The organism is Dolichospermum lemmermannii CS-548, assembly GCF_028330815.1.
Classification (GTDB): Bacteria; Cyanobacteriota; Cyanobacteriia; order Cyanobacteriales; family Nostocaceae; genus Dolichospermum; species Dolichospermum lemmermannii.
Window position 1 is genome coordinate 1 of sequence record NZ_JAQMTJ010000200.1, and the last position, 13,400, is coordinate 13,400.

The window sequence follows — 13,400 nt, forward strand, 5'->3', positions numbered from 1 at the left end:
AAATATTTTTTACCCCACCCTAACCCTCCCCTTGTAAAGGGGAGGGAACTGGATTTTTATTGTTTCCCCCCTTTACAAGGGGAAAGGGGGGTAGCAATGTGATGAAAATTACGGAATACCACTTTTCAAACATCCTCTTACGCAACTTTATATTTAAGCTATTCTGTTACTTATTACACTTATGTCTGTACTAGAAAATGAAGTGCGGAATGTGGGTAGTAAGAAAATAGGGAACAAAAAAATTCTCGGCTTTTTTTGACAAGACAGTGGAGAGTTTTACCGTATGCTATATTACTAGGGAAATAATCGGAGTGTGGTGGTGAATATGACAGATGATTACACAATTCAATTTACTTTTGCTGTTGATGACCCAGAATTAGATGATGACAGACGGCTAAAAATAGCAAGTAAGTTGCTGCGGGAATTACGAGATTCCGACGAAGTGGAAAAAGCAGACCGTGCTGAAGATTTTAACCCAGAAGCAGGAAGTAAGCCAGGTTTTGCAACTTTGATCGGAGTGCTGACAGCACAAGTCAGTATGAAAAATATTAAAACATTTTTGAGCTTTTTAGGCGATCGCTTAGGAGACAAACCCATAGAACTGACTGTCAAAGTCGGTGATAAAGAAGTCAGTATCAAAGCCAAAAGCCGCCAAGAACTGCTAGAAAGCGAAAAAATAGCAAAAGACCTATTAGCCGCAATGGGTGGTGACAATGGCTAAAAAAATAGCGCTGCTGATTGGAGTCAGTGAGTATGGTGCAGGTATCCCACCCCTATTATCTGCACTCAATGATGTCGAGGCTATGGAACGAGTTTTGCAAAATCCCAACTTGGGAAATTTTGCACAGGTAGAACGGCTGCTGAATCCTGATTCAGTAGCTATGAGAATAGCAATTCAAAAGCTGTTTAAGAATGCAGGTAAAGAAGATTTATTATTATTCTATTTTTCTGGACATGGAATTACTAATGATGATAATCATCTCTATTTAGCAACTCGCAACACAGCAAAAGATGACTTTGAAGCCACTGCTGTAGATGCAAATTTTATTCAAACACAATCAAAAAGTTGTTATTCTAAACGACAAGTTTTAATTTTAGATGCTTGTTACAGTGGTGCTTTTGCTAGTGGTTGGCACACAAAAAGTATTGGAGTAGATATCAAAAAGCAATTAGGTGCAGAAGGTCGAGTTGTGCTGACATCTTCTGGTGCAACTCAAACTTCCTTTGCACAAGAAGGTGCAACACTTTCCCTCTATACTCAATATTTAGTTGAGGGAATTGAGACAGGTGCAGCAGATACAGATAACGATGGCAATATTCATGTCCAGGAACTACACACTTACGCTAAAGCCAAAGTCCAAGCAGTGAAGCCTAACATGACACCAGATATCATTCTGGATAAGGAAGGATACAATATTTTATTGGCCTATGCTCCCAAAAATCCAGAAGCAGAGTATCGCAAATTGGTTGAACAATATGCTCCAAATAGTGAACTAAATGAATTGGCTTTTTTAGTCTTAAAGCCAAAACGGAAAACTCTGGGAATCACAGATACAAAAGCTGAGGAGATAGAAACAGAAGTTCTCGAACCTTTTCGTAAACGTTTAGCAAATTTGCAAAGTTACAAACAAGCTTTTGCTAAAGCTGTTGAGCAAAAATATCCGCTAGATGAACACATTTTAAATATACTTAAAGATTATCAGCAATATATTTTAGGGTTGAGAGATGAGGATGTAGCATCAATTGAGTTAGAAATTACATCCGTTAAAGAAGCAGAATATCAAAAACAGCTTCAGATACAAAAACAGCAAGAAGAGGAAGCATTGCAACTTCAGCAACAAACAAAAGCATTATCACAATTACGATTGCAGCAAGAAGCAGAAAGATTGCACCGCCAGCGAGAGGCAGAAGCAGCCGAACAACTAAGATTGCAGCAAGAAGCAGAAAGATTGCAACGTCAGCGAGAAGCAAAAGTAGCCGAACAATTACGATTGCAGTTAAAAACTTTCCAGTTTGAAACTGCTCAGATAAATAAGAATGGTACAGGAATTAACCGCATTACCAAAAGTGCCGAGTATTTTACCCAAGATTTAGGAAATGGTGTATTTCTGGAAATGGTACATATTCCTGGAGGAACTTTTATCATGGGTTCTCCAGAAAATGAAGAAGGTTATTCCGAATCCCAAAGTCCACAGCATCATGTTACTGTTCCCTCGTTCTTTATGGGTAAATATCTAGTCACTCAAAAACAATGGCGACTTGTAGCTGCTTTATCTAAAGTTAAAATTGATTTAGTATCTGATCCATCGAACTTTAAAGGTGATAATTTACCAGTTGAGCGTGTATCTTGGAATCATGCTCAAGAATTTTGCGCTAGACTCTCTCGCAAGGCAAGTAAAGCCTATCGTTTACCTAGTGAAGCTGAATGGGAATATGCTTGTCGCGGAGGAACAACCACACCTTTTTATTTTGGGGAAACAATTTCCACAGAGTTAGCAAATTATTATGGTAACTACACCTATGGTGGTGGTGCAAAAGGAGAATATCGAGAAAAAACCACAGTGGTAGGAAAATTTCCTGCAAACCCTTGCGGTTTATATGATATGTGTGGTAATCTATATGAATGGTGCGAGGATGAGTGGCACGAAAATTATATAAATGCTCCTACTGACGGTAGTGCATGGTCAGATGGTAGCAATTGTTACGCAACGCTGCGGGGCGGGTCTTGGGTCAGCACTCCTCATAGCTGCCGTTCCGCGTATCGCGTCAGCAACTACCGCGGCTCCCGCAGCGACGTTATTGGTTTTCGTGTTGTCTGCGTTGTTGGGAGAATTCTTTAGTAGCCCTTTATACTTTTCCCCTCTTGCGCTTCGCGCTCTTTATTTTTCCCTTCCCTAGCGTAACGGAGTGGAGCGATCAAAAATATTTTTTTCAGACTTGCGGATGCTTGATGAGTGCTTCGTCCATAGTACAGAAAACTTTAGATTTAGTCAAGTAAATAGCATAGAATAGATCCCCGACTTCTTAAAGAAGTCGGGGATCTGGCAGCATCTAAGATATCTTTAAAGTAAACACGAAAATGACCCGCTTTATACACGATCAATTCGCCAAGGACTACTTAGAAGAATTACTCAAACCATTCGGAGAAGTGCAAGCAGCCAGTCAAGTAGCTGGGGAAATCCGAGAAATAGACGTATTATTTACACCATTTCCCAACCAAACAACCAACGTAGAACTATTAGGATTATTAGGCAAATTAGCCACAACACCAGCCATATTCGAGCCATTTCGCAACCCAGCATCAACAGAAGAAATCTGTGATTGTCTGTTAAAATCATTAGAAGTCAGAGGTGCATTAAGAAGAGCAGCCAAACGCGAACAAACCACCAGCGCAAAAATTGAGATTCCTAAATTGTGGATTCTCACACCCACAGCCTCAAGAAACATCATCTCAGGATTTAGCGAGACAACAAAACCAGATTCCTTACCCGGAATATACTATTTAGCAAAATCATTACACGCCGCAATTGTTGTTATTCATCAATTACCACAAACTCAAGAAACACTGTGGTTAAGACTTTTAGGTAGAGGTACAGTCCAAAAACGAGCAATTGATGAATTAGCTGCGTTACCATTAAATCAACCTTACGTCAAAATCACCTTAGAACTACTCTACAACCTCCAGAAAAACTTAAAAATCAATCAAAGTTCACAAACAGAAGATCAGGAGTTGATTATGCGATTAGCACCACTTTACCAACAAGACAGAGAACTCGCCAAACAAGAAGGAGAACAGCGTCTAATTATCCGTCTCTTAAAACGCCGATTTGGTGAAATTGATTCATTATTAATTCAAAAAGTTCAAGAATTACCTGTGGAGAAACTGGAAGAATTAGGAGAAGCTTTGTTAGATTTTACTTCAGTTACAGATTTAGAAACTTGGCTGCAACATAATTCAATTAATTAGCTGCAACGTCCTAATTTTTCTGCACTATTAACAATAGCGATCGCTCTGCCCATTGTATCTTATTTTCTGGGTAATGCTTAGGGTGAAGGATGCGATAGCGAAGCGCTGCTGCAAGCAGTTCGCTATCTATCTACCTAACTTAATTATGAGATTTAAAATAGATAATCAAACCAAAACATTTGATTAATTAGTTTCCTATATTTAGGTTATAGCACAAGCAGACGTAAAGACTTGTTTTGCTGTTAATTGTAAATTGGGAAAGATTGAGGAAACCAGTTTATCGTTGTTTTGAAACAATCGCTTTTGATATTCGTCTTCTACTAACGTACAAATTGTAATTGTTGGCTGCTTGGTTTTGCCAATATATTCTCTACCACCAATGCCTAAATAATCTACAATCCAATATTCAGGAATAGCTAATAGGGCATAATCTTCAACTTTGCGAGCATAATCATTTTGCCAGTTTGTGCTGACAACTTCAGCAATTAGTTTAATTGATTTTCCTGATGTAATTACAGGTTCTTGTTGCCATAATGGTTCATTGATTAGTTGTGTTTGGTCTAATATGATCACATCGGGACGAAAGGCTGTGTTTGTTCCCAGTAGTTTGATCAAGCAGCGATGGGGGATAAAGTATGGTAAATCATAATGATCAATTTCTACATTCAGTTTTCGTCCAATAAAAGATGATACCTGTTCATGTGGTCCTGTGGGTTCCATCTCAATTAATTCCCCATCAATAAGTTCATAGGGATAGCTGTCACCATATTGAGTAATAAATTCATCAGATGTAATTAATTTTAGGGTTGATTGTACCATTATTATTTTTCTAGCTGTATCTTATTTTCTGGGTGATTCTTAGGGTGAAAGATGCGATAGCGAAGCGCTGCTGCAAGCAGTTCGCTATATAGCTGATTTAATATTTAATTTTCACTCTTAATGTCTGATATCTACAATTATGCCACAATAGCGAGATTAGGTAACAGCATTAGGAGTTTTAGTTGTGGAGTCCCCCCAAAAACCGTCATACCAACCAGCCGCAATTGAGGAAAAATGGCAACAAACATGGTTAGAACTTGGCTTAGATAAAACCCCTCAAGATACAAACAAGCCAAAATTCTACGCGCTTTCCATGTTCCCTTACCCATCCGGTAGCTTGCACATGGGTCACGTTCGTAACTATACAATTACAGATGTGATTGCCCGCCTCAAACGGATGCAAGGGTATCGAGTATTACATCCAATGGGTTGGGATGCCTTCGGACTACCCGCAGAAAACGCCGCCATTGATAGAGGTGTACCCCCTGCCAAATGGACATATCAAAATATTGCCCAAATGCGGCAACAATTACAACGTCTGGGTTTATCCTTAGATTGGGAAACTGAACTTGCTACCTGTTCTCCCGATTATTATAAGTGGACACAATGGATTTTTCTGCAATTTCTCGAAGCTGGTTTAGCATATCAAAGAGAAGCCGCAGTTAATTGGGACCCCATAGACCAAACCGTATTGGCAAACGAACAAGTTGATAATGAAGGACGTTCTTGGCGCAGTGGGGCAATCGTAGAACGTAAATTACTGCGTCAATGGTTTTTTAAGATTACCGACTACGCCGAAGAATTATTAAATGACTTAGATAAACTCACAGGTTGGCCGGAACGAGTTAAATTAATGCAAGCCAACTGGATAGGAAAATCCACAGGTGCATATTTAGAATTTCCTATTGTTGGTGCAGAGGAAAAAATCGGCGTTTATACCACCCGTCCCGATACCATTTATGGTGTGAGTTACGTCGTTTTAGCCCCAGAACACCCCTTAACTCAGGTTATTACCACATCAGAACAAAAAGCAGCAGTAGAAGCCTTTATTAAGGAAGTCAGCAACCAAAGCGAGTTAGAAAGAACAGCCGAAGATAAACCAAAACGGGGTATTCCTACGGGGGGGAAAGTCGTGAATCCCTTCACTGGGGAAGAAGTACCCGTATGGATTGCAGATTATGTTCTCTATGAATATGGTACAGGTGCGGTAATGGGTGTACCTGCACATGATGTCCGAGATTTCAAATTTGCCAAAGAACAAAATTTAGCCATCAAAGTTGTAATTGTTCCAGAAATTGGTGCAGAGGAAACTTTAAAATCAGCTTATACAGAAGCAGGAATTTTAGTTAATTCTGGTGACTTTAATGGCATGAATTCTGTAGATGCGAAAAAAGCCATTATCGAATTTGCAGAAAAACAAAACTTCGGTAAATTAAGAATACAATATCGCCTCCGAGATTGGTTAATTTCTCGACAACGTTATTGGGGCGCACCTATCCCTGTTATTCACTGTCCTGAATGTGGAATTGTGCCTGTACCTGACAAAGATTTACCTGTACAATTACCGGAAGATATCGAATTAAGTGGCCGTGGTGGTTCACCTTTAGCACAATTGGAAAGTTGGGTAAATGTGCCTTGTCCAACTTGCGGTACTCCTGCAAAACGGGAAACCGACACAATGGATACTTTTATTGATTCTTCGTGGTATTTCTTGCGTTATCCTGACGCGAAGAATGAAGAAAAGATTTTTGATTCCCATAAAGTAAATGATTGGATGCCTGTAGATCAATATGTGGGGGGAATTGAACACGCAATTTTACATTTATTGTATTCCCGTTTCTTTACTAAGGTATTAAGAGATAGGGGTTTATTTAACTTTGATGAACCATTTCAAAAGTTGTTAACTCAGGGAATGGTGCAAGGTTTAACTTACATGAACCCAAATAAAGGTGGTAAGGATAAATGGATTCCTTCTAATTTGGTTGATGCTAATAATCCTGTAGATCCACAAACTGGAGAACCTTTACAACGTCTCTATGCTACCATGTCCAAATCAAAAGGAAATGGTGTTGCCCCGGAAGATGTGATTAATAAATATGGCATTGATACGGCGCGAATGTTCATTTTATTTAAAGCACCTCCGGAAAAAGATTTGGAATGGGATGAGGCTGATGTTGAGGGGCAATTCCGCTTTTTAAATCGCGTTTGGCGGTTGGTTACTGATTATGCTGCTGCGGGAGTTTGTCAGCAAAAAGCGGAAGTTGATAAATTAAATAAAGCGGAAAAAGATTTGCGTCGGGCAATTCATATTGCTATTCAAGCAATTACGGAAGATGTGGTAGATGAATATCAATTCAATACGGCTATTTCGGAATTGATGAAGTTAAGTAATGCGTTGACTGATGCTGATTGTCATAATTCCCCAATTTACGCGGAAGGGATTCAAACTTTGGTGATTATGTTAGCGCCTTTTGCACCGCATATTGGTGATGAATTGTGGCAATTATTGGGGAATAAAAATTCTGTGCATACCCAAACTTGGCCAAGTTTTGATCCTGCGGCTTTGATAGCTGATGAAATTACTTTAGTAATTCAAATTATGGGTAAAACTCGCGGTTCTATTCAAGTTCCTTCGCAAGCTGATAAAGCGGAGGTGGAGAAATATGCCCTTGAGTCAGAGGTTACACAACGTCATCTTGATCTTGAAAATAACGGAATCAAAAGGGTGATTTTTGTTCCTGGTAAGTTAGTGAATTTCGTTACAGCGGAGAGATTCAATACCTGGGGATATGTACTCGAATCTAGGACAGCTTCAGGAGGTTTAAAGCTAAGTGTTGAATTAAAGTGTCCAACACTTAAATCCCGTTCATATGTTGCTAGAGTGTACAATAAGGATTCAGCAAACTTTGCCAAACAGATAGAACAGGAGTTAACAGCATCACTTGGAGAGATTGCAAAACCAATTACACCAGAAGAGTTTGTAGAGTTAATGTCTCAGGAATGGGCTAAAGCCTATCTTCCAAAGGGTTATTATAAACCGTCTCTTGCAATTCAATTAATACTTGGACCATATGCTGATCAAGATTCATTACCATCTGAGGTCGTAAAAGCTATTGCTGAGGAACTTGATACTACAGAAGAAATAGCCTTAGATTATGGAATAAAGGCTAAAACAGCTATCAAGGATAAACTAGTCTAAATCAGAAAGCTGAATCATATTAAATACATATGATGCAGCAGACATGATTTAGGCGTAAAAGAACAGTTTTTGTAGTGTGGGTTACACGGTCGCTAACCCACACTACAAAATACAAACAATAGCAATCCCCCTTTTACGTATTATTACGATTTTTTATCTTTAGATAATTTTTATATTAGGCTAAGTTTAGCACTAGAAAAATTTGCTGATAATGAATACAAAGGGTAATAATCAATGATAGTCTCAATTGAAGATAAGTTTTTTGACACAGAAAAAGCTATATTCAACCTTCTTTTAACTGAAAAGACAGGTAATCTACAATATCCAAGAACAGGAGAGATTTACTTATCTTCAGATAATATTTGGTACTTACGGAAACCTGATATGAACAATAAAGGTGAGTGGAAACTTACGACACCATCTGAAATTTTAAGTGAGTATCTTTCATGTATAAGTCCAGAAGATAAGTAAGTTGGCGTTAAACAATCAACATATGTAACGAAATGTAAATTCGACAAATACCTTATAGATAGGTTATTTAAGGGTTTTTACGAAAAAAATGTATATTGATTTTATCGTGCCGACTTACTTACTATAAAAATTGCAAATGCAGCAAAAATAGAAACTGCATAAATTTGTAAATTGTTGTTCCTGGTAAATTGGTGAATTTCGTTTTGGGTTAATATTTGTTTCCCTCAGAGACGCAAAGGCACAAAGAGTAAGACGTAAGGTGGGTTAGCGAATGTGTAACCCACCAATACAAGTAACTTACAAGTGACTTTTTTAGAAAAATCTGGTACTATTGAAGATGAGTATATAAATCATTGGATCTCAATAAAAATCCGTTCAATTAATGAAAGTCAAGCTTCGTAACAATGCAAATTCTTCTCGCACTGGTGTAAATCGTTTCACCAAGTACACGGTTGTTTATCATAAAAAGGGAGAAACGCTAGGAATGAATAGAATATTGTCTCCAAATATGGAAAAGCATTCTTTTGTAAAGGCGTTCTTAGATTTCATTGCTAGAGATATCCAGAAAAATCCTAGCACTATTGAACCACTTACAGAAGATATGTATCGGCGTGCCTCATTGCTTACTGAAGGTATGGAAGTTGATCTTGATGAAGAGTTCCCAGAGGATTTCATATTTGTATGAATGTTAATGGGTGGACACTAAAGATTTATCCTGCCTTTGGTGAAAAATATAAAAAATTGATTATTCAAGTTGAGGAACTTAAAGAAAAAGATCCTGAAGAATATCAGGAACATCCAGCTACAAAGTTTCTCAACAAGATTAATGAGTTTATTTTCAAGCGCATACCTGAAGATCCGAGCGCACCAGAATTTAGGCAAGGTAAAACATTAGGAACAGATAAAAAGCATTGGTTTCGAGCTAAATTTAATAGAAGATTTCGTTTATTCTTTCGTTATAGCAGTACGGAAAAAGTTATTATTTATTCTTGGATAAATGATGAATATTCGCTGCGGAAAGAGGGAGCAAAAACAGATCCATACAACATTTTTACTAAAATGCTTGCAAGTGGTAATCCTCCAGATAGTTGGGATGATCTTTTAAAGGCTTCAGACGATCTAGAATCTGTTTCAGAAGATGTTGATAATGGTTAATTTATAACTTGAATTAGGAATGTTCTTTATATTTTTAGTTTGTAGGTTGGGTTAAATGAAATGCAACCCAACTTATGTATTATTGTTGGTTAATGTTGGGTTTCCTTACGTCAACCCAACCTACAGATTCTATATTTTGTTTTTACAATACTTCATGAGTAGGCGATCGCTTTCTACTTTTGCTCCATTTCTCAACCATTCAATTGGTTGTTCTTCATCTACTTTATCTGGATTTACCCATACAATATCCTTGAGTTCATCTATTTTTACAGATGCTTCACTAAAAAATTTTCTCGCAGTATTATCATCCAATGATATAACAATTTTATCTGTTGCTAGTGCTGCTTCTATTAAACATAAATCTTTTGTCATTTCTGCAATTCTTTTATTGCCAACATTAGCAGCAATACTTTCTATCTCAGTCCATAAACTATCATTTATTAATATTTCCAGATAGTTCCATTTTTTCTTTGCTACCATTTGTCGTCGCCAAGTTAGGGCAAATAAAGAGAGCTACTTGGATAGCTCTCTAAAATCATCAGGGTGCATCTACTTAGCACATTATATAATTCTAGCACCAAGGGGTCAAACCCCCTATTTTTTATTTTTGTCAGTTGTCAGTTGTCAGTTGTCAGTTGTCAGTTGTCTGTTGTCCGTTGTTCCCTGTTCCCTGTTCCCTTTAAAAAGAAAGAGAGCCAATAAAAACTAGCTCTCTCGATAATCAAGTTGCGTCTTATTATCACACTATACCATTTTCAGGGTGAGGGGTGTCACCCTACATTGGGGCATTGAGTTTCTCTTCTAACAATTGATTGGTGAGTTTGGGTTCTGCACGTTTATCGGTTTTTTTCAGGACTTGTCCGACGAAAAAGCCTTTGAGGTTGGTGTTACCTTTGCGGTATTTTTCGACTTGTTGGGCGTTAGCAGCCATGATTTCATCAATAATCGGTTCAAGAATGGTACGATCTGAAATGAGTTCTTGACCAGCAAAAGCTGTTTCTGGAGAAACTCCATTTAATAAATCTGTGAGTTTTTCCTTAGCTTGAGCGTTGCTGATTTTACCATTTTCAATGCGAGTAATCACGTCTGCTAGATTAACAGCAGTCAGTTTAATTTCAGAGATGGTGAGTTTTTGTTTATTTAAGTACCCAGCGATATCTTGAGTAATCCAATTAGCCGCAGATTTGGGATTTGCACCTTTAGATATTGCACTTTCAAAATAGTCCGCAACTGGTTTATCCTCAGTTAAGACCCGCGCATCATAAGCTGAAAGTCCCAACTCATTTTCATAATGATGGCGTTTTATCGCAGGTAGTTGGGGTAATTCACTTAACCATGAGTCTAATTCTGCTTGAGTGACTTCAATGGGGGCTAAATCTGGTTCTGGGAAGTAACGATAATCACTAGAACCTTCTTTAATCCGCATACTGCTGGTGCGTTGTGAACCTTCTTCCCACAGTCGGGTTTCTTGAACAATCTTTTCTCCTGATTCAATGGCTGCGATTTGGCGTTCAATTTCATAATCAATCGCTTTTTGAATCGCACTGAAGGAGTTCATATTCTTGATTTCTACTTTAGTGCCAAATTGTTCTCGTCCCACCGGACGGACAGAAATATTCACATCACAACGCAGAGATCCTTCTTGCATATTTCCATCACTGACACCAAGATAGCGCACAATCCGCCGCAGTTCTTGGGCATATTCAGCCGCTTCTTGTCCGGTTCGCAAATCAGGTTCAGAAACAATTTCCACCAAGGGAATACCAGCGCGGTTATAATCTACGAGAGAATAGGTAGAACCGGAAAGCCTTTCACTACCTGCGTGGACGAGTTTCCCCGCGTCCTCTTCCATGTGTAAGCGGGTGATACCAATGCGTTTGCGGCTGGGATTTCCCGCATCATCTACCAATTCAATTTCTATCCAACCATGTTCGGCTATGGGTAAATCATATTGAGAAATTTGGTAATTTTTGGGTAAATCAGGATAAAAATATTGTTTGCGGTCAAATTTACTATACCGAGCGATTTGACAATTTAGCGCCAAACCAGTTTTCACGGCGTATTCGAGAACTTTGGCGTTCAGTACGGGTAAAACTCCTGGTAAACCCATACATATTGGGTCAATATTAGTATTGGGGTCAGCACCAAAGGCTGTGGAACTGTTGGAGAAAATTTTGGTGTTGGTACTGAGTTGACAATGGGTTTCTAAGCCAATAATCGCTTCGTATTCTGTTTTTACGGGTGTAGCTGTGGTCATATCCAGATTTTGCCATTTTTCTGATTTGGTACTATTTTAGCGGTTTTGGGTTGATATTAAGGGTGAGGCGATCGCGCTATTCTGTGAGATTATCAAGTTCATATTCCTTAGATAGAAAAATCAACGGAATTATTTTTTGATGTAGAGACGTTACATAAAACGTCTCTACAAGTCTCTACAAATGTTCTAGATAGCGCATATTTAATTTCGGTCGTTGTCTCCTAAACAAGCAAGCTGAAATCACTAACACTGAGGGTGATATCAGGATTACCTAAACGGGCAAACTCAAATACTGATGTTGCACCCAAAAGATTTCCGTCTTGGTTATAAAACAAACTACCACTGCTTTGGCTAAAGACAATACGAGCATTACTGGGGTTGACTAAGTCATCATCACCAACAACTGCAAAGTCAGTTAAAGCCTGACCCACCCCATTGATTACAGCATTGAAAGTAGCTTTACTCAGTGCGATTTTGTCTTGTCCTATATCAAACTGAGTGATGTAATCAACACCTAATGCAGTGGTAAAAACACCATTGCCTTGGAACAGATATGTATCATTACCTGATCCTCCGGTGAGAATATCATCACCGAGTCCTCCCCACAAAATGTCATCTCCTCCTAGTCCTTGCAGTTGGTCATTGCCACCACCACCATTTAACGTATTATTCAGGGCATTACCCGTGAGACGGTCATTTCCTGTGCCACCTATAGCGTTTTCAATCACATTGTTGGCAGAGAGAATGAGTTTAAGGTTGCTATTAACTGTTTGCGATGTGGTGACACCCAAATTAAGGTTCACAGCACCAGTAGTACCACTAAAGTCAATAGTATCAATACCCCCGGTTGTTGTTTCGATAATGGTATCTGTTCCCAAGCCACTGTTAGCAACAAAGACATAGGTATCGTTTCCATTTAGACCTGCAAGAGTGTTATTGGCACTATTACCAGTGAGAACGTTATTGCCAGCATTACCTGTACCGTTAATTGCGGCTGTTCCTGTGAGAGTGAGGTTTTCTACGTTGTCTGGCAAGGTTGTGGTAACAGAGGCTGTGAGGGTATCGGTTATGGTTGTTACAGTGTTGCTTATACCCAAATTAGCATTGGTGGGAGAGGAAAGGGAGAGGGTAAAAGTCTCATCTGCTTCGTTCAGGGAATCATTGAAAATGAGAATATTGATGACCTGACTAGTAACACCAGGGTTGAAGGTTAGAGTTCCGTTGGTGCTGGCATAGTCTGAGCCTACTGTAGCCGTACCGTTAGTAGTGGCATATTGGACGGTAATGGTTTGAGGGCTGGCGCTGGAAAGAGTAGCGGTATAACCAACGGTTTGCGGACTGGTGAAACCTTCAACAATGGTTTGATTGGCACTGAGGTTAATACTGGGGAAATCATTGTCAGCAATATTGACGGTGGCACTAGCAACAGTTCCGACAGTGTAGCCTGTTCCTGATAGCACTGTGAGGATGGCTGTTTCTGTTCCTTCTATGAGGGTGTCATCAATGACGTTCAGGTTGACTACTGCTGTGCT

General features: G+C 38.9%; 10 protein-coding genes and 1 pseudogene. 7 read left to right on the forward strand and 4 right to left on the reverse strand.

Going from position 1 to position 13,400, the window contains the following annotated elements; genetic code table 11:
* Positions 1-325 precede the first annotated feature (325 nt).
* The 3 genes from PN450_RS13030 (at position 326) to PN450_RS13040 (ending at position 3,967) form a co-directional block, all read left to right on the forward strand.
* Positions 326-721, forward strand: a complete 396-nt coding sequence (locus PN450_RS13030; protein WP_271836595.1) for a hypothetical protein — start codon at positions 326-328, stop codon at positions 719-721.
* Positions 714-2,840, forward strand: a complete 2,127-nt coding sequence (locus PN450_RS13035; RefSeq protein ID WP_271836596.1) for a caspase, EACC1-associated type — start codon at positions 714-716, stop codon at positions 2,838-2,840. The genes PN450_RS13030 and PN450_RS13035 overlap by 8 nt, the downstream gene beginning before the upstream one ends.
* A 239-nt stretch (positions 2,841-3,079) precedes the next feature.
* Positions 3,080-3,967 (forward strand): DUF4351 domain-containing protein, encoded by an 888-nt coding sequence (locus PN450_RS13040; RefSeq protein WP_271836597.1) that lies wholly within the window; start codon positions 3,080-3,082, stop codon positions 3,965-3,967.
* A gap of 201 nt (positions 3,968-4,168) precedes the next feature.
* Here PN450_RS13040 and PN450_RS13045 read toward each other — a convergent pair whose 3' ends face one another.
* On the reverse strand, positions 4,169-4,786 hold the full coding sequence (locus PN450_RS13045; RefSeq protein ID WP_148764941.1) for a Uma2 family endonuclease: 618 nt from the start codon (positions 4,784-4,786) through the stop codon (positions 4,169-4,171).
* A gap of 184 nt (positions 4,787-4,970) precedes the next feature.
* On the opposite strand from PN450_RS13045, the pseudogene leuS reads away from it, so the two are divergent.
* The 4 genes and pseudogenes from leuS to PN450_RS13065 form a co-directional block, all read left to right on the forward strand.
* Positions 4,971-7,547 (forward strand): annotated as a pseudogene (gene leuS, locus PN450_RS13050) (leucine--tRNA ligase); the annotation flags it as partial.
* A 672-nt stretch (positions 7,548-8,219) separates the two neighbouring features.
* Entirely contained in the window at positions 8,220-8,456 is a 237-nt protein-coding gene (locus PN450_RS13055; RefSeq protein WP_271836598.1) for a hypothetical protein, read from the forward strand.
* A gap of 382 nt (positions 8,457-8,838) precedes the next feature.
* Entirely contained in the window at positions 8,839-9,141 is a 303-nt protein-coding gene (locus PN450_RS13060; RefSeq protein WP_271836599.1) for a type II toxin-antitoxin system PrlF family antitoxin, read from the forward strand.
* Positions 9,138-9,611, forward strand: a complete 474-nt coding sequence (locus tag PN450_RS13065; RefSeq protein ID WP_271836600.1) for a type II toxin-antitoxin system YhaV family toxin — start codon at positions 9,138-9,140, stop codon at positions 9,609-9,611. Before PN450_RS13060 ends, PN450_RS13065 begins: the two co-directional genes overlap by 4 nt.
* A gap of 129 nt (positions 9,612-9,740) precedes the next feature.
* On the opposite strand, the gene PN450_RS13070 is transcribed toward PN450_RS13065, so the two are convergent.
* From PN450_RS13070 to PN450_RS13080, 3 genes are all read right to left on the reverse strand, one after another.
* Positions 9,741-10,091: a hypothetical protein gene (locus PN450_RS13070; protein ID WP_051155171.1), complete on the reverse strand. Its 351-nt coding sequence runs from the start codon at positions 10,089-10,091 to the stop codon at positions 9,741-9,743.
* Positions 10,092-10,386: 295 nt separating this feature from the next.
* Positions 10,387-11,868 carry an Asp-tRNA(Asn)/Glu-tRNA(Gln) amidotransferase subunit GatB gene (gatB, locus tag PN450_RS13075; protein WP_213711151.1) on the reverse strand — a complete coding sequence of 494 codons (1,482 nt, stop codon included), beginning with the start codon at positions 11,866-11,868 and terminating at the stop codon, positions 10,387-10,389.
* Between the two features lie 221 nt (positions 11,869-12,089).
* The coding region (locus PN450_RS13080) for a Calx-beta domain-containing protein (RefSeq protein ID WP_271836601.1) at positions 12,090-13,400 on the reverse strand (1,311 nt) is incomplete at its 5' end.